23 protein-coding genes are annotated in these 21,477 nt (G+C 71.2%); 9 read left to right on the plus strand and 14 right to left on the minus strand.

Features of this window, described 5'->3' with window-relative positions; genetic code table 11:
* Nucleotides 1–79 precede the first annotated feature (79 nt).
* Entirely contained in the window at nt 80–1,006 is a 927-nt protein-coding gene (locus ABD256_RS02525) for a LysR family transcriptional regulator (RefSeq protein WP_344412902.1), read from the plus strand.
* Nucleotides 1,007–1,024: 18 nt separating this feature from the next.
* On the opposite strand, the gene ABD256_RS02530 is transcribed toward ABD256_RS02525, so the two are convergent.
* Nucleotides 1,025–1,789 carry a nucleotidyltransferase domain-containing protein gene (locus ABD256_RS02530; RefSeq protein WP_344412904.1) on the minus strand — a complete coding sequence of 255 codons (765 nt, stop codon included), beginning with the start codon at nt 1,787–1,789 and terminating at the stop codon, nt 1,025–1,027.
* A 127-nt stretch (nt 1,790–1,916) separates the two neighbouring features.
* On the opposite strand from ABD256_RS02530, the gene ABD256_RS02535 reads away from it, so the two are divergent.
* A complete protein-coding gene (locus ABD256_RS02535; RefSeq protein WP_344412908.1) occupies nt 1,917–2,141 on the plus strand; it encodes a PspC domain-containing protein in 225 nt (74 codons plus the stop codon).
* A 36-nt stretch (nt 2,142–2,177) separates the two neighbouring features.
* Here the strand turns inward: ABD256_RS02535 and ABD256_RS02540 are convergent, their stop codons facing one another.
* Together ABD256_RS02540 and ABD256_RS02545 are read right to left on the minus strand one after the other, a co-directional pair.
* The gene (locus ABD256_RS02540; RefSeq protein WP_344412910.1) at nt 2,178–2,519 is read right to left on the minus strand and encodes a hypothetical protein; all 342 of its coding nucleotides are present in this window, start codon (nt 2,517–2,519) and stop codon (nt 2,178–2,180) included.
* 64 nt (nt 2,520–2,583) lie between these two features.
* Nucleotides 2,584–3,852 carry a helix-turn-helix domain-containing protein gene (locus ABD256_RS02545; protein ID WP_344412912.1) on the minus strand — a complete coding sequence of 423 codons (1,269 nt, stop codon included), beginning with the start codon at nt 3,850–3,852 and terminating at the stop codon, nt 2,584–2,586.
* A gap of 147 nt (nt 3,853–3,999) precedes the next feature.
* Here ABD256_RS02545 and ABD256_RS02550 point away from each other — a divergent pair, with 147 nt between their 5' ends.
* Nucleotides 4,000–4,224 (plus strand): PspC domain-containing protein, encoded by a 225-nt coding sequence (locus tag ABD256_RS02550; RefSeq protein ID WP_344412908.1) that lies wholly within the window; start codon nt 4,000–4,002, stop codon nt 4,222–4,224.
* Nucleotides 4,225–4,315: 91 nt separating this feature from the next.
* Here ABD256_RS02550 and groL read toward each other — a convergent pair whose 3' ends face one another.
* From groL to ABD256_RS02575, 5 genes are all read right to left on the minus strand, one after another.
* Nucleotides 4,316–5,944 (minus strand): chaperonin GroEL, encoded by a 1,629-nt coding sequence (groL, locus tag ABD256_RS02555; RefSeq protein ID WP_344412914.1) that lies wholly within the window; start codon nt 5,942–5,944, stop codon nt 4,316–4,318.
* A 248-nt stretch (nt 5,945–6,192) separates the two neighbouring features.
* Nucleotides 6,193–7,794 (minus strand): serine/threonine-protein kinase, encoded by a 1,602-nt coding sequence (locus ABD256_RS02560; protein ID WP_344412916.1) that lies wholly within the window; start codon nt 7,792–7,794, stop codon nt 6,193–6,195.
* A gap of 60 nt (nt 7,795–7,854) precedes the next feature.
* Entirely contained in the window at nt 7,855–8,058 is a 204-nt protein-coding gene (locus ABD256_RS02565) for a cold-shock protein (RefSeq protein ID WP_215541335.1), read from the minus strand.
* 121 nt (nt 8,059–8,179) lie between these two features.
* Nucleotides 8,180–8,791 (minus strand): AIM24 family protein, encoded by a 612-nt coding sequence (locus ABD256_RS02570; RefSeq protein WP_344412919.1) that lies wholly within the window; start codon nt 8,789–8,791, stop codon nt 8,180–8,182.
* 23 nt (nt 8,792–8,814) lie between these two features.
* A complete protein-coding gene (locus ABD256_RS02575) occupies nt 8,815–9,492 on the minus strand; it encodes a TIGR00266 family protein (RefSeq protein WP_344412922.1) in 678 nt (225 codons plus the stop codon).
* A gap of 116 nt (nt 9,493–9,608) precedes the next feature.
* On the opposite strand from ABD256_RS02575, the gene moeA reads away from it, so the two are divergent.
* Entirely contained in the window at nt 9,609–10,832 is a 1,224-nt protein-coding gene (gene moeA / locus ABD256_RS02580) for a molybdopterin molybdotransferase MoeA (RefSeq protein WP_344413471.1), read from the plus strand.
* A gap of 32 nt (nt 10,833–10,864) precedes the next feature.
* On the plus strand, nt 10,865–11,161 hold the full coding sequence (locus ABD256_RS02585) for a GlsB/YeaQ/YmgE family stress response membrane protein (protein WP_344413473.1): 297 nt from the start codon (nt 10,865–10,867) through the stop codon (nt 11,159–11,161).
* 39 nt (nt 11,162–11,200) lie between these two features.
* Here the strand turns inward: ABD256_RS02585 and ABD256_RS02590 are convergent, their stop codons facing one another.
* Complete coding sequence (locus ABD256_RS02590; RefSeq protein ID WP_344412924.1) at nt 11,201–11,398, minus strand: hypothetical protein; 198 nt, start codon at nt 11,396–11,398, stop codon at nt 11,201–11,203.
* Nucleotides 11,399–11,612: 214 nt separating this feature from the next.
* Here ABD256_RS02590 and ABD256_RS02595 point away from each other — a divergent pair, with 214 nt between their 5' ends.
* Genes ABD256_RS02595 through ABD256_RS02605 form a run of 3 tightly spaced genes read left to right on the plus strand, consistent with a single transcriptional unit; the run spans nt 11,613 to nt 15,634 of the window.
* The gene (locus ABD256_RS02595) at nt 11,613–12,341 is read left to right on the plus strand and encodes a phosphatidylserine decarboxylase (RefSeq protein WP_344413475.1); all 729 of its coding nucleotides are present in this window, start codon (nt 11,613–11,615) and stop codon (nt 12,339–12,341) included.
* Nucleotides 12,338–13,327 carry a CDP-diacylglycerol--serine O-phosphatidyltransferase gene (pssA, locus tag ABD256_RS02600; RefSeq protein WP_344412926.1) on the plus strand — a complete coding sequence of 330 codons (990 nt, stop codon included), beginning with the start codon at nt 12,338–12,340 and terminating at the stop codon, nt 13,325–13,327. The genes ABD256_RS02595 and pssA overlap by 4 nt, the downstream gene beginning before the upstream one ends.
* 9 nt (nt 13,328–13,336) lie before the next feature.
* Nucleotides 13,337–15,634, plus strand: a complete 2,298-nt coding sequence (locus ABD256_RS02605) for an AAA family ATPase (RefSeq protein WP_344412928.1) — start codon at nt 13,337–13,339, stop codon at nt 15,632–15,634.
* A 4-nt stretch (nt 15,635–15,638) separates the two neighbouring features.
* Here ABD256_RS02605 and ABD256_RS02610 read toward each other — a convergent pair whose 3' ends face one another.
* The 4 genes from ABD256_RS02610 to napA all read right to left on the minus strand — a co-directional run bounded on the left by ABD256_RS02610 (nt 15,639) and on the right by napA (nt 18,465).
* A complete protein-coding gene (locus tag ABD256_RS02610; protein WP_344412930.1) occupies nt 15,639–16,703 on the minus strand; it encodes a hypothetical protein in 1,065 nt (354 codons plus the stop codon).
* Nucleotides 16,696–17,283 carry an RNA polymerase sigma factor gene (locus ABD256_RS02615; RefSeq protein WP_344412932.1) on the minus strand — a complete coding sequence of 196 codons (588 nt, stop codon included), beginning with the start codon at nt 17,281–17,283 and terminating at the stop codon, nt 16,696–16,698. Before ABD256_RS02615 ends, ABD256_RS02610 begins: the two co-directional genes overlap by 8 nt.
* Nucleotides 17,284–17,426: 143 nt before the next feature.
* Nucleotides 17,427–18,098 (minus strand): LytR C-terminal domain-containing protein, encoded by a 672-nt coding sequence (locus tag ABD256_RS02620; protein ID WP_344412934.1) that lies wholly within the window; start codon nt 18,096–18,098, stop codon nt 17,427–17,429.
* Between the two features lie 58 nt (nt 18,099–18,156).
* A complete protein-coding gene (napA, locus tag ABD256_RS02625; protein WP_344412936.1) occupies nt 18,157–18,465 on the minus strand; it encodes a nucleoid-associated protein NapA in 309 nt (102 codons plus the stop codon).
* A 214-nt stretch (nt 18,466–18,679) separates the two neighbouring features.
* Between napA and ABD256_RS02630 the strand changes: the two genes are divergently transcribed.
* Entirely contained in the window at nt 18,680–19,243 is a 564-nt protein-coding gene (locus tag ABD256_RS02630; RefSeq protein WP_344412938.1) for a peptide deformylase, read from the plus strand.
* A gap of 9 nt (nt 19,244–19,252) precedes the next feature.
* On the opposite strand, the gene ABD256_RS02635 is transcribed toward ABD256_RS02630, so the two are convergent.
* A complete protein-coding gene (locus tag ABD256_RS02635; protein WP_344412940.1) occupies nt 19,253–21,433 on the minus strand; it encodes a glycoside hydrolase family 15 protein in 2,181 nt (726 codons plus the stop codon).
* Nucleotides 21,434–21,477 lie beyond the last annotated feature (44 nt).

Here is a 21,477-nt window from a genome sequence, read left to right on the forward strand (position 1 = left end):
GCCGATCGACAGCGATCACCACCAACAACGGTTCGATCGGCGTGTCACAACCGTTCGTTGTGGGAGTAGGTTCCGCGTCGTGGATCTCGATGCGGTTCGTACCTTCGTCACCGTCGCCGGGACCGACCAGTTCCAGGCCGCCGCCGACGAGCTGGGGATCAGCCAGCAGGCCGCCTCGAAACGGGTGGCCAACCTGGAGAAGGAACTCGGCGTGCACCTGTTCGCGCGAACCGCGAGGGGCGCCCGCCTCACTGTCGACGGGCAAGCGCTGCTACCCCACGCACGCGAACTCCTCCGCGCCGCCGAACGCGCCACCGCGGCCGTGACCCCGGGGCGCCGGGCCCTGCGGATCGACGTGGTCAGCCGCCGGGTCGCACCCGCGACCATCCTGCATGCCTTCTACCAGCAGCACCCCGGTATCGACCTCGATGTCGTCGCCCTGCTCAACGCTGACGCCGCGTCGGCGCTGGCCGAGGTCGCCGCCGGCACTCTCGACGCCACCTTCAGGTCCCTGCGAACCCTCGAACTCCCGAGCGGGCTGCTGGCTTCGCGCGCCATCGACGAACGGCACGAACTGCTGGTCGGCCCACGGCATCCGCTGGCGAAGGCCAAGACCGTGACGGTGGCCGAACTCGCCGAGCACCCGATCTGGATGCCAGGCCTGGTCGAAACCGAGCCGATCGGCTACTACGACGATCTGGCGAAGGCGTTCGGGCTCACCATCGAGACGGTCGGGCCGGTCTTCGGCATAGAGACGCTCCTCGCCGAGATCGCGGACTCGGACCAGCTCGCCAACCTGGTCGGTGAGGGCTCGCGCTACCTCTGGCCGGAAAGCTACGACCTCCGCCGGATCCCCATCGTCGACCCGGTCCTGGTCTACCCGCTCTCGGTGATCTGGCGAGCGGACAACCCGCACCCCGTGCTCGCGAACTTCCTCGAATACCTGCGAATCAGGTACGAGGCGACCGCGAGCGACGACGTGTGGACGCCGGACTGGGCGCGGTGAAAAGCGCGCCCAGCCCGATCAGGACCACGCCGTCTCGTAGGCCCGCACCAGCCACGCGTTCGCGCGGTCTTCGTCGCCGCGCTCGGGAAGCGACGACGAATCGGAGAGTTTCGCGAGCTTGTTCTCCAGCTCCTTCGCCGCTTGGAGCGCCTCGTCCTTCGTGTGGCGTCCTTGGCGCAGGTCCCGCAGCCAGGTCAGCCACGGCTCGGGGATCGGCAACGTGATCCGGCCCGTCTCCAGCAGCTCCACGCCCTGCACGCCGAGGCGCACCATGTGCATCGCGAACTTCGTGTCGAAGCCGTACTTCTCGATCAGCTCGGGACGGTTCGTGTGCCGACCGCGCAGACCGAGCATCCGGCTCCGCTGCGCGCGCAGGTACCCCTGGAAGCGCTTGCCCGCCACACGGGAGACGATCATCTCCGGGCTCGCGCGGAGCTCGTGGCCCAGTTCGTCGATGCGCACGATCTCCGAGTCGGGCACGAACAGCGGCAGCAGGACCGTGGGGTTGCCCGCGAGCGCCAGCCGGAGCCACTTCCGCAGCGAGTAGACGGTGAGATCGAGATCGCCGGGACCGGAGCGGACGCCTTCGGGCTGGGTGCGGAAGACGTACTGCTCGAACCGGCGCAGCCCGATCACGTACTCGGGCGGCGCGACGCAGATGCCCATCTCGTCGCGGTCGTCCTGCCCTGCCACGGCGGTACCGTGCAGACCCGATCCCACCTGGCAGCGCAGGATCGTGCCGCGCTCCGCGATGGCGGCGAACTCCTGGCTGTCGTGTTTCATGCCCGAAGTTGTACCCGGGGCGGCCGTGTGCGAGCACCTGGTTTTCGGCCCCTCAGGGTCGGGGTTCCGGGTTCGCTCAGGGCTGGACCCCGATGTGCGTTCAGCCCGCTAAACGCACCATGGACACATGACCGGCAACGCGTACTCCCCCGAGACCACCACCAAGAAACTCCGCCGCAGCAGCACCGACAAAATGCTCGCCGGCGTGTGCGGCGGCTGGGCCAAGGTACTGGGCATCGACGCCTCCATCCTGCGCATCCTCTTCGCCGCCGCCGCCATCCTCGGCCTCGGCACCCCAGTCCTGCTCTACGCCATCTGCTGGATCCTCATGCCGGAAGAACACACCGCCTGACCATGACGGGCCCACTGACTGGGCTCGAAAGGCTCTTCAGGACGTCGAGTCATTCCCCGCGAACAAAACGGAGTAGCGGTTCGCGCACAGCCACCGTGCGCATGTCGCGCAGATGTCCCAAGGCGGGAGCGGGGGCTGCTTCCGCGACAGCAGGTTCCTCGGATGTACCGGCGCGTACGGCCAGGTGTGGCCGACCGGCACCAGGAACTCCACACCCGAGTCGTCGATTTCGGCCGCCGGGTACAAATGCGCCAAGAGATCGCTCGCGTACCACCGCATCACCACCCGCAGGCTCGGTGGAGCCCATCGGCTGTCCTCAACCGGACCCGTGCCATCGAAATCTTCGAGATTCCCACGAATACCGCGATACCAGCTCATGACGAACGAGCATCCGGCCGAGAACGGCCGCAACGGGTACGAAAACTACCCCCACTCGAACGGGCTAGGCGGCGAGTCCGACCCGTTCACAAAGGTCGTTCACGTCGGTGCGCAGTCCCGTCGGCGGCCGGTTCCTGAGCCGGACCAGCATCGACCGAGCGAACCCGTTGTAGCGAATGGTCTCCGGTGCGGTTCGTTCGGAAGCGTTCAGCAGAGCCCAGACCGCCGCACCCTCGCCTCGGAGATCATGTCCGCGCGCGACCTCGATCAGGTGGCGGCTTCGCCTCGCCAACGAGGGTATTTCGGCGGCGGCGAAGGAATCCGCAGCGCGCAGTGCCTCACCTGGACGGCGGAGTTCGACCCCGAGGGTCGTCGCGTGCGCTCCCAGCACGGTTTGGGAGAACGAGGATTGCCGGTGCCGGTAATCCGGTCCGAGAACGCGTGCGATTCGATCAGCGCGCTCCCAATGCGCCCACGCGTCACCGTAGCGGCCCCGGCGCGCATGCACGTAAGCGATTTCCGCCTCAAGGGCACCGGTGAGCCCGCGCCAATCCGCCGAACCGTGCTCCAGATAAGGCGCGAGCTGGCCGATCGCGTGCACGGCAAGGTCGATCGCTTCTTCCCAGCGCCCGCCGTCGCGAAGCGCCTGCACCATCGCCCACGCCCCACCGGCGATGACATACGGGTCATCGGCCTCTTCGCCTTCGGTGAGAGCCCGATCGGCGACCATCCACACCAGCTCCGGCGCCGGTTGGTAGGCCACGTAGAAGTCCGTCAGCTGGTAGACGCCCGCGAGCACGCGCCTCGCTTCCCGTCGTTCGGCGGTCCGCAGGACACGCACGGCCGCCTGCGCGTCGCGGATCAGGCCGGGGAGCAGACGCCCCAGTTGTGTCCGGTGGTCCGGGCTGCCGTGGCGCACCTCCCACGCGTGCCGCAGCCGAGCGGAAAGGTGCCCGGCATCGGGCGCGCGTCCGGACGAAATGATCCGGTAGTCGGTAAGCGCCGCTTGGACCTCGGACAGTGCGCTGTGCCGCGCGCCCGCGAAGGTGGCAACGGGGACCGCGTACCCGTTGCCGGTGAGCGTTGCCAGGTCGCCGAGGCCGAGCACGTCGGCGATCCGGAGGAGGACCGGGAGCTTCGGTGCCTGGAGGCGGCCGCTCTCCACGGCCTTGACCCATTCCGCCGATTTGCCGACCAGCCCGCCGAGGACAACGCGGGACATGCCTGCCCGATCGCGGTGCTGCCTGATGCGTCTGCCGATCGACTGCTCGTCACCCGGCTGCGCGATCATCGGATCACCCTCGTCCTGGAGTTCCTCCGCATGCTCGTTCACTGTAGCGACGACGGATGGCTGAACGAGAGCCTCGATCACCCGGCCGCCGCGATCAAGACCGGCTCGGTTCCCCTGAGGCCGCGGTTCCGGGTTCGCTCAGGGCTGGACCCCGATGTGCGTTCAGCCCGCTAAACGCACCATGGACACATGACCGGCAACGCGTACTCCCCCGAGACCACCACCAAGAAACTCCGCCGCAGCAGCACCGACAAAATGCTCGCGGGCGTGTGCGGCGGCTGGGCCAAGGTACTGGGCATCGACGCCTCCATCCTGCGCATCCTCTTCGCCGCCGCCGCCATCCTCGGCCTCGGCACCCCAGTCCTGCTCTACGCCATCTGCTGGATCCTCATGCCGGAAGAACACACCGCCTGATCGCCGTGGGCATCCGCGGAGAACACCGGAGACGACGCGAAAAGGCCCGGGTGCGGAACGCACCCGGGCCTTTCGTCGTACTGGGCTGAACTCAGAAGTCCATGCCACCCATGCCGCCGGACGGGTCGGCCGGAGCGGCCGAGGCCTTCTCCGGCTTGTCCGCGACGACAGCCTCGGTGGTCAGGAACAGCGCCGCGATGGAAGCGGCGTTCTGCAGCGCGGAGCGCGTGACCTTGGTCGGGTCCGGCACGCCGGCGGCGAGCAGGTCCTCGTACTCGCCCGTGGCGGCGTTGAGGCCGTGGCCCTGCGGCAGGCCCTTGACCTTCTCCGCCACGACGCCGCCTTCGAGGCCGGCGTTGACCGCGATCTGCTTGAGCGGAGCCTCGACGGCGACCTTGACGATGTTGGCGCCAGTGGCCTCGTCACCGGTCAGCTTCAGGCCCGCGAACGCGACCTCGGCGGCCTGGATCAGCGCCACGCCGCCACCGGCGACGATGCCCTCTTCCACGGCGGCCTTCGCGTTGCGCACCGCGTCCTCGATGCGGTGCTTGCGCTCCTTCAGCTCGACCTCGGTGGCGGCACCGGCCTTGATGACGGCCACGCCGCCGGCCAGCTTCGCCAGACGCTCCTGGAGCTTCTCGCGGTCGTAGTCGGAGTCCGAGTTCTCGATCTCCGCGCGGATCTGGTTGACCCGGCCCTGGATCTGGTCCGCGTCGCCGGCACCTTCGACGATGGTGGTCTCGTCCTTGGTGATGACGGCCTTGCGGGCCTTGCCCAGCAGCGAGATGTCGGCGTTCTCCAGCTTGAGACCGACGTCCTCGCTGATCACCTGGCCACCGGTCAGGATCGCGATGTCCTGCAGGATGGCCTTGCGGCGGTCACCGAAGCCGGGCGCCTTGACGGCGACGGACTTGAAGGTGCCCTTGAGCTTGTTGACGATGAGGGTGGCCAGCGCCTCGCCCTCGACGTCCTCGGCGATGATCAGCAGCGGCTTGCCGGACTGGATGACCTTCTCCAGCAGCGGCAGCACGTCCTTGACGGTGGAGATCTTGGAGCCGAAGAGCAGGACGTAGGGGTCCTCCAGCTCGGCTTCCTGACGCTCCGGGTCGGTCACGAAGTAACCGGAGATGTAGCCCTTGTCGAAGCGCATGCCCTCGGTGAGCTCGAGCTCGAGGCCGAAGGTGTTGCTCTCCTCGACGGTGACGACGCCTTCCTTGCCGACCTTGTCGAGCGCTTCGGCGATCAGGTCGCCGATGGTGCGGTCGGCGGCCGAGATCGAGGCGGTAGCAGCGATCTGCTCCTTGGTCTCGATCTGCACGGCGGCCTTGTGAAGCTGCTCGGTGATGGCCTCGACGGCCTGCTCGATGCCGCGCTTCAGGCTGATGGGGTCGGCGCCGGCGGCCACGTTGCGGAGACCCTCGCGGACGAGAGCCTGCGCGAGCACGGTGGCGGTGGTGGTGCCGTCACCCGCGACGTCGTCGGTCTTCTTGGCAACTTCCTTGACGAGCTCGGCCCCGATCTTCTCCCACGGGTCTTCGAGCTCGATCTCCTTGGCGATGGAGACGCCGTCGTTGGTGATGGTCGGCGCGCCCCACTTCTTCTCGAGCACGACGTTGCGGCCACGAGGGCCAAGCGTCACCTTGACGGCTTCGGCGAGGGTGTTCAAGCCGCGCTCTAGCCCGCGGCGTGCGTCCTCGTCGAACGCGATCAGTTTGGCCATTGCGGTGTGGTCCTCCGGTATTGGGCGCCGCCGTCAGCCTGTTCGGCGACAGCGGCAGGACACGTCCTCGGCCAGGCTCGGTGCCCGCGACGGACGACTCCGCCACCGGAAAGGTTTCTCCCGGAGGACGCAGCCTCACCGTCCCGACCTTCAGGCGGGCGATCGGTGACCACCCACCTGGCACTCGACGGCGCCGAGTGCCAATGCCGGTTTTAGCACTCTCCCGACCCGAGTGCAAGAAGGCCAGGTCAGGTGGACGGGCGCACCGAGACCGTGCCGGGCGGCGGGGACAGCTGCGATCCCGACGAGGTGCTCGGCTTCGCACCGCCGCTGGGCCCGACCGGGATCTGCGGCGCGGTGGTCTGCGGGGTGGACGGTGTGGCGGGACCCTTGTCCTTGTCGTCACTGTCGTCACTGCCGAAGTAGATGATCGCGAACACGACGGCGGCCACGACCACGACCGCGCCGACGGCGATCCACACCCACTTGGTCGCCTTGCCGACCTTGTCGGTCTTCTTCACCTCGCCGAAGCCCTGCTCCGGCTGTTGCTGCTGCTGGGCGCCGAACCCCGGCGGCGGCCCGTACCCCGGCGGCGACTGACCGGGCCCGCCCTGCTGGGGCCCACCGAAACCGGCCTGCTGGCCCGGCGGCGGCCCCTGGGCGAGGCCGTGCGGCAGTCCTTGCTGCGGGCCCTGCGGTGGCGGTCCCTGCTGGGGAAGGCCCTGCTGGGGAGAACCCTGCGACGGGTAGCCGCCCTGGCGCGGGTAGCCCTGCTGCTGCCCGTACCCCGGCGGCGGGCCCTGCTGCGGATAGCCCTGCGGCCCCTGCTGGCCGGGCGGCGGACCCTGCGGTCCCTGCTGACCGGGTCCACCCGGCCCCTGCTGGCCGTAGCCGGGCTGCTGCCCGTACGGATTGTTCATCTGGCCCCCCTCGGCCCGCGACATCCCGTCCGGCACGGCCGCGACCGCCCCCGCCCGGCCGCCGTGCTGGTCGTGACGGGTTTCCCGCGCGGCGCTGATCGCGCCGCGCGCCGCGGTGACCAGTTCGCCGCAGTTCTCGTACCGGTCGGCCGGGGTCTTCGCCATCCCCTTGCGGATCACGTCGTCGATGCCGGGCGGCAGCGAAACCTGCCTCGACACCGGCGGCGGATCGCCCGCCAGGTGCCCCTTGATGACGGTCTGCACGTCGCCGGAGAACGGGGGGCGCCCGGTGAGGCAGGCGTAGAGCACGCACGCGAGCGCGTACTGGTCGGTCCTGCCGTCGAGCGGTTCGCCGCGGAGGTGCTCCGGCGCGGCGTAGGTCGGCGAGCCGAGGAAGTCGCCGCCGCGCGTGCGATGCCCGGTGGCGCCGCGGCGGGTGAGCCCGAAGTCGGCGACGTAGACGTGTTCGCGGGTCGACTCGCGGCTCGTCACGAGCACGTTCGCGGGCTTGACGTCGAGGTGCACGAGGCCGCGGTGGTGCAGGCTGTCGAGCGCGTCGGCGACCTGGTCGAGCAGGCGCAGCGCGCGGTCGGGGTCCATCGGCGAGTTCGCGATGAGCCCGGCGAGGTCGCCGCCGTCGACCATCCGCATGGCGATGTAGAGCATGCCGTCGAGCTCGCCGAAGTCGTAGAGCGGGACGACGTTGGCGTGGTCGATGGCGGAGGTGTTGCGCGCCTCGTCCACGAAGCGCTCGCGGAACTCGGCGTCGGCGCCGAGATGCTCGCCGATCACCTTCAGCGCCACCTTGCGACCCAGTCGCACGTCGGTGGCCTTGTACGTCACGCTCATGCCGCCCTTGCCGAGCACACCGTCGATGCGGTAGTTGCCCAGCCGGCGACCGGTGAGGTCCCCCGACACATCGCCTGTCACGCAGCGCAGCCTAACGCCCTGCCCGGCGACGCCGCTGGGGGTTCAGCCTTAGGCCCGGTTTCAGACCTTGCGAACGTCGGCCGCCTGGCTGCGCCCGTCGCGGCCGGACTGCACCTCGAACTCGACGCGGTCGCCCTCGTCGAGGGTGCGGAAACCCTCGGACTGGATCGCGGAATAGTGCACGAAGACATCCGGGCCTTCGGTGGATTCGATGAACCCGTAGCCCTTCTCCGCGTTGAACCACTTGACCGTGCCTACAGCCACGGCGTCCTCCTATAGACCGAAGAACACGCCGGCGGGTCAGGGGGCGGGCCGGCGCTTCAAGCTCAGCTCACGCTACCGGATCGGCCGGGGTGTTCAATGGTCAATTCGGCGGCTTCCCCACTCATCCCCTTCGCGCGCGGACGAACACCTGGCCCGGACCCGCGAAGTCCAGCGCGAGCCCTTCTCCGGTGCGCACCGACTGCGGTCCCGACGGGTCGAGCGCGCGCAGGCGGCACTGCACGGTGTCCGGGTAGGCGACCGCGAACCCCGGCGTGACGGTGACGAGTTCGCCGCGTTCGAGGGTCAGCGCGTCGACGGGCCCGGCGCAGGCGAGCACGAGCGGGCCGGTGCCGCTGTAGTGCTCGAGGAACCCGCTGTCGCCGCCGAACAGGGTCTGCAGGCCGTGCCAGCCGTCGTCCCTCCGCACGGTGGACGGCCTGGCGAAGAACGCGTCCTTCGCGACGCACCAGCCCTGCGCCCCGTCGAGTTCGAGCGCGTACACGTCGCCGGAGCCCTGCGGCGCGAGGTCGATCCAGCCGCCCTCGGCCGGCGCGGTGAACACCGAGTACGCGGACTTCGTGCCCGCGCGCGCCCCGCTGCGCGCCGGCTGCGCCTCGGCGACGCCGAAGCTGCTGGCGAGCATGGTGTCCGCGAGCGCCTGCACCGCTTCGCGCGGCTGCAGCCGGATCCTGGCGACGCCGAACGCGGGCGTGTGCCGGGTGTGCACCTCCACGAAAACCGCTCCTCGGAAGTCTTCTAGCGGCTCGGGACCTGGGCGATGACCCATGCGGACAGCGCCGACGGGTTGCGGGTCTGGGTGAGCACCTGGCCCGGCCCGGCGAAGTCGAAGACGAGTCCTTCACCGCTCTTCAGCGACTGGACGATGCCCTGCGAGACCTTGCGGATCTGCTGCTGGACGGTGTCGGCGAAGGCGACGACGTGCCCGGTGTCGATGGTGATCATCTCGCCCGGCTGCAGGTTCACCGTCTCCAGCGCGCCGTAGCAGGCGACGACGAGCGGGCCCTGGCCGGTGGCGTGGGTGAGGAAGCCGCCCTCGCCGCCGAAGAGGTTCTTCATGCCGCCCCAGCGCGTTTCGGTGTGCACGCTGTGCGCGGACGCGATCCAGGAGCCCCGCGTGACGCACCAGCCCTGGCGGCCGTCGAGGTTGAGCACCTGCATGTCGCCGGGCAGGTTGGCGGCGACGTCGACCCAGCCGCCGTTCTGCGGCGCGGTGTAGGTGCTGACGAAGAACGACTCGCCGGACAGGAACGCCCTGCCGAGGCCCTTCATCACGCCGCCCTGCGCCTGCGACTGGACGTGCACGCCGTAGCTGGTCGCGGCCATCGCGCCGGACTCGACCTGGCACGGCTCACCGGGGGCCAGCAGCAGCCTCGCGACCGCGAAGGACGGTTGGTGACGGATCTGCACCTGCATTCGGAAATCCCCCTGTCGAGTAGGACGCGCGACGCGAGCGCAGAGAGTTTCGCACGACCGGCTACGCCAGACGGGTGGCATGCCGGAAAACGTGCGGAGGGGGCAGGATGAGCCGCGTGATCGGAGTAGACGAGTACCGCGCGACGGTGACCACCCTGATCGGCGACGCGACGGCCGCCGTGCTCCCGCTCGCCGCGTGCGACGGGCTGGTGCTGGCCGGCGACGTCCGCGCCGGGGTCTCCTTGCCGCCGTTCGACAACTCCGCGATGGACGGCTACGCGGTGCGGTCGGTGGACGTGGTCGGCGCGAGCCGGGAGCGGCCGGTCGAGCTGCCGGTCACGGCGGACATCCCGGCGGGGCTGGTGGACGTGCCCGCGCTGCTGCCGGGGACCGCGCACCGGATCATGACCGGCGCGCCGGTGCCCGCGGGCGCGGACAGCATCGTGATGGTGGAGAACACCGACGCCGGCTCGTTCGCGCCGGCTCCCCGTGACGTGGTGCGCGTGCACGCGCCGACCGCGCCGGGCACGCATCTGCGCCGCACCGGCGAGGACGTGGTCCGCGGCACGGTCGCGCTGGCGGCGGGCACCGTGCTCGGACCGGCTCAGCTCGGGCTCGCCGCCGCGGTCGGGGTCGCCGAGCTGCGCGTGCGGGTACCGCCGAGGGTGCTCGTGGTGTCCACCGGGTCCGAACTCGTGACGCCGCCGAGCGAGCTGCGGCACGGGCAGATCTACGAGTCGAACAGCGTGATGCTGGCCGCCGCGCTGTCCTCGCTCGGGTGCCGGGTCGAGGTGGTGCGCGCGGTCGTCGACGACGTGGCGGAGTTCCGCGCGGTGCTCGAACCGAAGCTCGCCGCGGCGGACCTGCTGATCACCTCCGGCGGGGTGAGCGCGGGCGCGTACGAGGTGGTGAAGGACGCGCTGACCAGCGCGGGCGTGACGTTCGGGAAGGTCGCGATGCAGCCGGGCGGGCCGCAGGGCTGCGGGCGCTGGAACGGGGTGCCGGTGGTGACGCTGCCGGGCAACCCGGTGAGCGTGCTCGTGTCGTTCGAGGCGTTCCTGCGGCCCGCGCTGCTGACCTCGCTCGGCCATCCCGTGGCGGACCGGCGGCGGGTGCGCGCCCGGCTCACCGAATCGCTGAGCTCACCGAAGGGCAGGCGCCAGTTCAGGCGCGGTTTCTACCGGCACGCCGAGGGCGAGGTCACCGGCGAGGTCGGCCCCCGCGGCGGGCCGGGATCGCATCTCCTCGCCGCCTTCACCCAGGCGAACTGCCTGATCGTGCTCGGCGAGGACGTCACCGAGGCCGCGAAAGGCGACGAGGTCGACGTGCTGCTGCTCTGACGCTCGGTAGCCTGGACCCCATGAACAGCGCGATGGGCATCTTCTCGTGGATCATCTTCGGCGCGCTCGCGGGCTGGGCGGCGAACGTGGTGATCGGCGGCCGCGACCGCCGCCGGGGTTGCCTGTTCAGCGTGCTCGTCGGGGTGCTCGGCGCCGCGCTCGGCGGGTTCGTCTACCGCCTGTCCACCGGCAAGGAGCGCACGTTCGACTTCGACTTCCCGAGCTTCGGGGTCGCCGTGCTCGGCGCCATCCTGCTGCTGGCGATCCTCCGGCTCGTCACGGGTGTGAGCGATCGCCAGCGCGATCGCCGCGATCGTGACCGTTGGTAACGTTTCTCCCACAGGTGGTCACATCCCGCCTCCGACCCTCTAAGCTGTTCCCCTTGCGGCCGCGATACCCGACCGGGTGGGTGCGCCGTCGGGGGGCGCATCCACCCGGTCCTCGCGTCCCCGCTCGATCGCCCGCAACGCCACCGAGCGTTCGGGAAGCGGCGGCAGTGGCGCCGAAACGATCTCGGCGCGCCACGCCGCGAACAGCTCGGCGAGCCGGTCCGTGATCACGTACACCCTGTCCTCCCTGCGACTACTACGGAGTGCATCGGCCGCCGCCACGAGGCGTTAGCCGCAGAACCCCGTTCGAGGGACATCGCACGCGGTGATCATCGCCACCGCGAGGCAACGGCCACAGCGCCCCAGCAACGGCCTCGGACCGGCTTCCCCGCCACGAGCGGTAGCGTGTGCGCCACACGGCCACCACGACAAAATGGGGAATTCCGACCAGATGAGCGCCACCTCGCCCGGTAAGCCGGCGCCAGCGAGCAACCCCATCGCCCACGCCATCGAGCTGGCTCGCGAGACGCTGCCGCCGATGCACCCGGCAGGCCGTCCGTTCGTGCTCGGCGGTGCCGCGGCGGCCTTGCTGCTGCGCCGTTTCTCGAAGCCGCTCGGCACGCTCGGCGCGCTGGCCACCGTCGCGACCGCCGCGTTCTTCCGCGAGCCGCGCCGCGTGCCGCCGTCACGGCCGGGCCTCGCGATCGCCTCCGCGGACGGGCTGGTGTCCCTCATCGAGGACGCCGTGCCGCCGGCCGAACTCGGCCTCCCCGCCGAGCCGCGCACCAGGGTCAGCGTGTTCCTGTCGGTGTTCGACGTGCACGTCCAGCGCACGCCCGCGACCGGTGTGATCGAGAAGATCGCCTACCGGCCGGGGAAGTTCCTCTCCGCCGACCTCGACAAGGCCAGCGACGACAACGAGCGCAACTCGGTGCTGATGCGCACCGAGGACGGCCACGAACTCGTCGTCGTGCAGATCGCCGGGCTGGTCGCGCGCCGGATCGTCTGCCAGGTCTCCGAGGGCGAGCAGGTCGGCGCCGGTGCCACTTACGGCCTGATCCGGTTCGGCTCGCGCGTCGACCTGTACCTCCCGCCGGGCAGCACCGTGCTGGTCCGCAAGGGCCAGCGGACCATCGGCGGCGAAACACCGATCGCCGAACTGCCGGGGCGATCACGATGATGGCGCGGGACACCCCCGGCGTCCGGCTGCTGCCGAACGCGATCACCGTGCTCGCGCTGTGCGCGGGGCTGTCGGCGGTGCAGTTCGCGCTCATCGGCAACTACCAGATGTCGATCGCGTCGATCGGCATCGCGGCGATCCTGGACAGCCTCGACGGCCGCATCGCGCGCCTGCTCGACGCGACCTCCAAGATGGGCGCCGAGCTCGACTCGCTGTCCGACGCCATCTCGTTCGGTGTCGCGCCCGCGCTCGTGCTCTACGTCTGGCACGCCGACGGCGAGCGCATCGGCTGGATCGCGTCGCTGGTGTTCGCGGTGTGCATGGTGCTGCGCCTCGCGCGCTTCAACACCTTCCTCGACGACACCGAGCAGCCGCCGTACGCGGCCGAGTTCTTCGTCGGCGTGCCCGCGCCCGCCGGTGGCCTGCTCGGGCTGCTGCCGCTGATCGTCACGCTCGAGTTCGGCAACGGCTGGTGGTCGGCGCAGTGGTTCACCTGGCTCTGGACGGTCGCCATCGCGGCGCTGCTGATCAGCCGCATCCCCACGCTGTCGCTGAAGACCGTGAAGGCGTCGCCGAAGTTCGTCGCGCCGCTGCTGGTCGGCGTCGGACTGCTGGCCGCGGCGATCATCTCCTACCCGCTGATCGCGCTCGCCGTCGCGCTGGTGCTCTACCTCGCGCACGTGCCGTACTCGGTGTACCGGCACCGCTGGCTGGCGAAACACCCGGAGGCGTGGGACGTCCCGCCGCGCGAGCGCAGGGCGATCCGGCGCTCGCGGGGGCAGCGCAGGCTCGGACTCCGCCGCCCGATCAGCGGCCGGGTCGCCGGTGCGGCGCGCCGCGCCGTGCGGCTGCAGCGCAACGGGCACGGCGGGTACTCGCCCGGCCCCCACCGCGCCGGCCAGAACGGCAGGGCCGACGGTGAGGACGCCGGGCAGCGGCGGCGGAGCTGGCGCCGCATCGGGCTGCGGCAGCGGGGCAACCACTAGGGTGACGGGGTGTCGTCGCCCCAGATCACGCTGACCGTCCGGCTCACGCCTTCCGCACTCGACACCCGGCGCGGGGTCGTTCGCCTGCACCCCGAAGTGCTCGACGCGCTCGGGCTGCGCGAGTGGGACGCGGTCCGGCTCACCGGCGCGCGGTCCAGCGCCGCGCTCGCCGCGCCCGCCACCGACGGCGGCATTCCCGGCATCGTGCTCGCCGACGACGTGACGATGTCCAATCTCGGCGTCAGCGAAGGCTCCGAGATCGTGCTCTCGCCCGCCGAGGTGACGGTGGCGCGCACGGTGACCGTCGCGGGCTCGCGGCTCGCGAGCACTTCCCTTTCGCCGCACACGCTCCGGCTCGCGCTGATCGGCAAGGTGCTCACCGTCGGGGACGCGGTTTCCCTGCTGCCGCAGGATCTCGCGCCGCCTCCCGGCTCGGACGTGATCGGGGTGCGCGGCCAGCTGTCGCGGTCGATCGGCACCACCTGGACCAACGAGCTGCTCACCGTCTCCGCGACCGATCCCGGCGGGGTGGTCGTGGTCGGACCGTCCACTGTGGTCACCTGGCGCGACGGGGCCCGCCCGGCCGCGGCCGGGCCGGAAGCACCGCGTGCCGGGGGCGAGATCGTGGCTTCGACCCGCGCGGTGAGCGGCGGGGACGACTTCATCGACGCCGAAATCATCGAAGACACCGAAGACACCGGAGACACCGCCGCCGAAACCGCGGACGAGGCCGAGGTGCCCGCGATCGCGGACCTCGCCGGTGCGGAATCGGCCGCGCGCAAGCTCATCGAGTGGTTCGACCTCGCCTTCCACCGGCCCGACCTGCTGGCGAAGCTCGGCACCTCCACACGGCTGGGCGTGCTCGTCTCCGGCCCCGAGGGCGCGGGAAAGGCGACGCTGGTGCGCTCGGTCGCCGCGGCCGAGGACGTGCGGGTGATCGCGCTGGCCGCGCCGGGTATCGCCGTGCTGGAGCCGAACGCCGCCGTCGCGAAGGTCCGCGAAACACTGGCGAAGGCCGTGCGGGAACCGGCGGACACCGTCGTCCTGATCACCGACATCGACGCACTGCTCCCGGCGTCGCAGCCGCCACCGGTCGCCACGGTGCTGCTGGAGGAGCTGCGCCGCGCGCTCGGCAACGACGGGCTCGCCGTGGTGGCGACGTCGTCGCGGCCGGAAGGGGTCGACCCGCGGCTGCGCGTCGGCGACCTGCTCGACCGCGAGCTGGCGGTCGCGCTGCCGGACGCCAAGGTGCGCGCCGAGCTGCTGCGCGTGCTGCTCCGGGACGCGCCGCTCGAAGCGGGCGTCGACCTCGCGGTCATCGCCGAGCGGACGCCGGGCTTCGTCGCCGCGGATCTCGTCGCGCTGCGGCGCGACGCGGCACTGCGCGCCGCGCTGCGCCAGCGCGAAGCCGACGAACCCCGGATCTCCCAGCAGGACCTGCTCGACGCGCTCGGCACCGTCCGCCCGATCTCCATGTCCACTTCGGACAATCTCGCCACCGGCGGGCTGACGCTCGACGAGGTCGGCGACATGACCGAGGTGAAGCAGGCGCTCACCGAGGCCGTGCTGTGGCCGCTGCGCTACCCGGACTCGTTCGCGCGCCTCGGCGTCGCGCCGCCGCGCGGGGTGCTGCTCTACGGTCCGCCTGGCGGTGGCAAGACCTATCTGGTCAGGGCGCTCGCCGGGACGGGCGCGCTGAACGTGTTCGCGGTCAAGGGCGCCGAGCTGATGGACAAGTGGGTCGGCGAATCGGAGCGCGCGGTGCGCGAGCTGTTCCGCCGCGCCGCCGAAGCCGCGCCGTCACTGGTGTTCCTCGACGAGATCGACGCGCTCGCCCCGCGGCGCGGCCAGTCCAGCGACTCCGGCGTCTCCGACCGCGTGGTCGCGGCCCTGCTGACCGAGCTGGACGGCGTGGAACCGATGCGGGAGGTCGTGGTGCTCGGCGCCACCAACCGACCCGAGCTGGTGGACCCGGCGCTCCTGCGTCCGGGCAGGCTGGAGCGGCTGGTCTACGTGCCGCCGCCGGACGCCGAAGCCCGCGCGGAGATCCTGAAGGCCACCGCCAAGAACACCCCACTGGCGTCCGATGTGGACCTCGCGGTCTATGCGTCCACTTTGGACGGTTACTCGGCGGCGGACTGCGCGGCGCTGATCAGGGAGGCGGCGCTGACCGCGATGCGGGAGTCGCTGGAGGCCACCGAGGTGACCGCGGCGCACCTGACGGCCGCGCGAGAACGAGTGCGCCCGTCACTCGATCCCGCGCAGCTCAAGGCTCTCGAAGCGTACGCCGAGAACCGTCAGTCCTGACGTCTCATTCGGGTTTCGCCCCGATCGACGGCACCACCGCGTAGTCCATAGTGGACTCCCGGAACTTGGCTCCTGGCCTCGCCGGGGGATCGATGACCAGCATGTCGCCGGAACCGCGGGGGACGTGGTTCACGGTGTCGCGCTGGCCGATGAACCGCGCGTAGACGGGATCGAAGAAGAGCGTCTGCTTCTGCATGCCCCGGTTCGCGCTCAGCGAGATGGCGGGCGCGCCGCCCGGCGCGTGCGCGTTCTTGTCCACCGCGACCCACGGGTGGTAGGCCAGTGCGCCGAAGAAGGCCGCGCGCAGGTCGTGCGGCATCCAGCCGTCGTTGAGTTCCTCGGCCATCAGGTCGAAGGTCTCCCCGGCACTGTTGCCCGCGGTCGCCGCGATCTGCGCGAAGAGCGCTTTCGGGTCACGGGGCAGGTTCAGCAGGAACCGGTGCGACGGCGACGACAAGCCACCTGGTGCGTTCCAGCTACCTCCTGCCCCGCGCGGGGGTGAGTACTCCCCGCCGCGGGCGGTCCAGGTCCCCGGTTCCCTGGCGCCGCCGTTGGTCCGCCGCCAGTCCCGGTCGACATCGGCACCCGCCGGGACCCAAGTAGTCACGGTCCAGGTGACCGGGTCGCCATCACCGGGGTGCAGCTCGCGCTCGTTCGTGCAGAGGTAGCTGCCCGGCGGCATGGGCGGATCGGACGCGATGCGGGCGAGATCCGCAGCGGCGTTGTAGGGCTTGTCCGGCATCGGCGGCAGCGGCACGTCGACCCCGATCGGCTCCGGCGGTGGGGTCGCGTATCCGCTCGCCGGGGCCACAAACCCGCCGTGGTCGATGTTGTCGAGCACCACCGCGGTCCCGCCCGCGAGCAGGGCCAGCGCGGCGGCGGCCGAGGCGAGCGGGAGGACGCTGCGGCGCTTGCGTTCCCGTCGGGGCGCGAGTTGCACGACGGTGGCGCCGGGATGGGATTCCTCGGCGATGGCGGCGAGCAGGGCCGCGCGCCCGGTGTCGAAGGCGTGGTCGGTCATGTCCGGGACGTCGGCGCGCAGCGCGGCGAGGGTGTCGTGATCAGGCATGGTCGTTCTCCTCGTGCTGATCGGGGAGGTGCGGGCGCACGGCGTGGCGGGCGCGGTGCAGCCTGGTGCGGGCGGTCGCGGCCGGGATGCCCAGCGCTTCGGCGACCTCGGTGGAGTTCAGCCCGCCCCAGGCGACGAGCAAGAGCACATCGCGGTCGTCCTGGCGGAGCCTGGCGAGCGCGGCGGCGAGCGTGCCGGTCAGCGAAGCGGCGTGCGCGCGCCGGACCGCGACGGCGTCCGCTGCCTCGCCCACCTCGGCGGCCGCGTGCTCCCTGGCCAGCGCGCGCAGGCCGCGCAGCTCGCTCCGCCGGTGCCCGCGCAGCAGGTTGGTCGCGATGCCGAAGAGCCAGCCCCGCGCGGTCCCCAGCTCCGGGCGGTACTTGTCGCGCGTCCGCCACGCGACGAGGAAGGTCTCGGCGACCAGATCGTCCGCCGTGGCCGGATCGAGCCGCCTGCTGAGGTAGCGGTGCAGCGATCTGGCGCTGGCGTCGTACAACCGGGTCAGGACGGCGCCCGCCTCGCCCCCGGTCAGCGGCGGGCGCTCCAGATCTCCGTCCACCGGCACGCTCATCGTGGTCATACTCGGCTCTTGGCCGAACCCCGCGCAGGTGTTCCCGGAAATCCCGGAGCGGATGCCGTGAAGGGCACCTTCACGGCACGCGGAAGCACCTCAACGCCCCACCGACCACCAGGCGAGCATCCTTCAGGACAGCGAAAAGGGGGTCAGCTGCCCTTGTTGGCGCTGCCCTTGTAGTCGTTGGTGACGATCACGATGACGCCGGGGCTCGACTGCTCGATGCCGGGGAAACGGGCCTCGGCACGCATGCCGAACGAGGCGGCCAGTGCCTTCGCGGCGGCCTCCTCGTCGGTGCCGGGGCGGAAGAAGGCGGTGGTGGTCGGGATGACGCCCGACGGGTAGCCGCTCACCTCGGCCACGTTCCAGCCCTGGCGCCGCAGGTCGTCGGCGGCGCGGGCGGCGAGGCCGTGGATCATGCTGTTGTTGTAGACGCGCACGGTGACCCACTTGGCGACCACCTGCTGGTTGCTGCCGCTGTCGCCGGGCTGGCCACCGGGCTGACCGGGCGCGGGCGGGCCGCCCGGCTGGCCGGGCGCGGGCGAGGCGGGCGAGCTGCTCGGCGGCGGCGGGGTCGCCGAAGAGCTGGACGGCGGGGGCGCGGACGACGACGGCGGCCCGGACGACGACGGCGGCCCGGGCGGCGGGCTGCCCTGGTTCGGCGGCGCGGACGAGGAGGGCGACGGCGCGGCGTTGTTCTGGTCCGAGTCGCTGCCGGTCAGCGCGACGGTGGTGCCCACGACGGCGGCGAGGACCGCGACGCCGATGAGGACGATCCCGCCGAGGCGGAACGGACGGGACATGCCGTCAAAGAAGCTCATGGGCGTTCTCCCTGGCGGTCGTCACCGCTGATGCCGTGCTCGCTGCGGTCGTCGCCGCTCATGGGAGTTCGATCCCCAGTTTCCGTGCCGCTCGAGTCCGCTGCCGCGAGGCGCGCATCTTGCGCAGCCGCTTCACGAGCATCGGGTCGGCGCTGAGGGCTTCCTCTTTGTCGATCAACTGGTTGAGCACCTGGTAGTAGCGCGTGGACGACATGGCGAAGAGCTCGCGGATGGCCTGTTCCTTGGCGCCCGCGTACTTCCACCACTGGCGTTCGAAGGCCAGCACTTCCTGCTCCCGGCTCGTGAGTCCCCCGGCCGGTTCTGGAGGGGATGGCTGACCTTCCGCCATCGACTCCGCCGCGTCCATCTGACTCCTCGCAATCAGGTTCGCGCTCGTTGCTGACACGCCGGTGCGGACCGGCGCGCGACCCGGACGCAGCCGAATCACACGCCTGTCATTCCCGCGCCCGGCCATTGAACCACGCCCGGCACGGTCACGGTCGGTATCTGGCCCGGCGCGTCCCGGACCCACCATGACTACCAGAGCCCACCGACAGAACCCGGCAATTAAACTCCCGGCCGTGACCGTTCATCCCATTCGCATCGCAGGCGACCCGGTGCTGCACAACCCCACCCGCGAAGTGACGGACTTCGACGACGCGCTGCGGGCACTGACCGACGACATGTTCGAGACCATGTACGCGGCCGAGGGGGTGGGGCTCGCGGCGAACCAGATCGGCATCGACCTGCGGGTCTTCGTTTACGACTGCCCCGACGACACCGGCAGGCGACACACCGGCATCGTGGTCAACCCGAAGCTCGAAACCTCGGAGATCCCGGAGACCATGCCCGACCCGGACGACGACTGGGAAGGCTGCCTCTCCGCGCCCGGCGAGTCGTACCCGACCGGGCGCGCGAGCTGGGCGAAGGTCACCGGCACCGATATCGGGGGGAACCCGATCGAGGTCGAGGGCACCGGCTACTTCGCGCGCTGCCTGCAGCACGAGACCGATCACCTCGACGGGTACCTCTACCTCGACCGGCTCGTCGGGCGGCACGCGCGCGCGGCGAAGAAGATGCTCAAGGCGAACGACTGGGGCGTGCCCGGCAACAGCTGGCTGCCGGAGCCCGCCGCCAGTTCCTGACCGGGAGCTTCAGCACCCCGCGTACCGGCAGCGCACCGCGCGGGGCTGCTCGGTCACCGCGCCCCGCTGGACGTCCCACGCGAGCCGCAGGTACTGGGCATGCGTCCACGCCAGCGGGGTCGCCGACGCGTTCGGCCGCCCGGCGGGGAAACCGGGGCGCCCCGACGGCGCGTTCTCGTCCCACACCTGCTCCGGCATGGTGCCGCCCGCGCTCGCGACGCGGCCGAGATCGCGCAGCCGCCGCTGTGCCGACGCCTTGTCGCCGTTCGCCAGCTCGTACTCGCCGCGCTCACCGGCGAGCAGCGGCCACAACCGCCCGAACGTCGTCCTGCTCTCCGCGGGGAAGGTGAAGTCCCACGGTGAGCCGTCGGCGAGTTCGCCGTAGCCGTCCGCGGTGTAGCGGTGCCAGAACTGCCCGGTCGGCGTGGTGAACGCGATCTGCCCGTCGGTCACCTCGACGCTGTCGCGGATCACCTTGTCACCGGGTGCGTAGACGCCGAGCCGCACGAGGTCGAGGAAGCCCGCGTCGGTCACCGCGCGCTGGTCCATGGTGACGCTCGAATTGCCGAGGTTGTACTTCGCGCCCGAGTTCGCGTCGCCGTCCTTCGTGAGCCGCACGAAGTACGGGTTCTTCGACAGCGGGCCGTTCGTGGTGACGGTCTGCGCCGGCAGGTCCGCGCGGAACCTGTCCGCCGCCGCGAGGTAGCGGTCCGCGTCCGCCGCGGCGCCGTTGTGCCTGGCCAGTTCCGCCGCGCACACCAGCCCCGCGATCACCGAAGCGATCGTCGACGGCGAGTACCCGTCCTGCTCCTCCCAGCGCTCCTGCTGGGTGTACGGCGAGGGCTGGCCCTTGTCCCCCCGGTAGGACAGCAGGAATTCGGCCGCCCTGCGCACGCCGTGCCACGTCTTCGCGTCGGTTCGCCCGAGCTGGGACGCCAGCACGATCGGGAACGCGGTTTCGTCGAGCTGGATCGACTTCCACACCGGCGTTCCGTCCACTTTGGAGTTCTGCGGGAAGTGCCCGTCCGGTAGCTGCTGCGTGCCGTAGAGGTATCCGAGCGCCCGTTCGGCCGCGGGCCGGTCACCGGCGGCGAGCAGCCCGGTCGCGATCTGGTAGAGGTCGCGCGGCCACACCAGGTGGTAGGTGCCCGAAGGCGAGAAGTCGCCGTCGTTGTCGCCGAACCGCCACGGCATGCTCGGCGAGGCGACGAACGCGCCGGGGTTCCGCTTGTCCTCGCTCGCGGCGAGCATCAGCACGGACGCGCGGTAGAGATCGCGCTCCTCGCCGGTCCGCAAGGAACCCGGCGCGCCGGGCAGCCCGGCGAGGTAGCGCCGCCAGCCGCTTTCGTTGGCGTGCTGGACGGACCGGAACCCCTGCCGCAGGCTCGCCTTCGCGGTTTCGGCGGCTTCGCGCTCACCGCTGCCGAGCCCGATCGCCAGCTCGACGTGCCGCGAGCGGATTCCGTCCACGGCGGCCTGCCCGGTCTGCACGACGTTGCCCCGCTCGGCGGCGGCGTACGGTTCGAGCGTGCGGGTCTTGGTCAGCTGGGTGATGCCGTCGGACGCGCCCGCGTAGCCGACGCTGGCCTTCGTGAACGCCGGGCTCGCGGCGAACGCGGCGGCCGTCTTCGCGTCGTGGGCGACCAGCGCGGAACCGTCGGTGCGCGCCGCGTCGTCGGCGCCGTCGTTGGTCAGATCGGGGTCGAGCACCGCGTACAGCTCGTACGGGCGGCCGGTCAGCGAGTCGAAGTCGACGCTCACCGAGACCGTCGAGCGCGCCGGGTCGGTGACGTAGGTCTTGCGGAGGCGCCAGCGGCCGCGGTCGTCGGTGATCGTCTGCCGGTAGGTGAGCGCGTCCGTGCCGGCGCGCTCGACCCGCTGGGACTTCGCGCTGGAATCCACCGTGGCGAAGCCGCGCCCGTCGGTCACCACGAAGTCGAGCGAACGGACCGACGGCGTCGACAGGTCCGGGTAGTACACCTCGGACATCCGGCCACCCTGCAGGGTGAACCACACTTCGCTCGCCTTCCCGCGCGAGCCGCCGAACCCGGTCTTGTCCGCGGGCAGCCAGCTCGGATGCGCGCCGGGCGCACCGGGCGCGTCCCCCGGCGGGGGCGCGGCGACCGCCGCGGCGGGCACCAGACCGGTGACCAGGAGGCCGCCGAGCGCGGCGGCAACGACCTTGCGCATCCTCCACCCCTTTCTGCACCGTTACAGAAACAGTGCGAGTCTTG

The organism is Amycolatopsis minnesotensis (genome assembly GCF_039529815.1).
GTDB classification, from domain to species: Bacteria; Actinomycetota; Actinomycetes; order Mycobacteriales; family Pseudonocardiaceae; genus Amycolatopsis; species Amycolatopsis minnesotensis.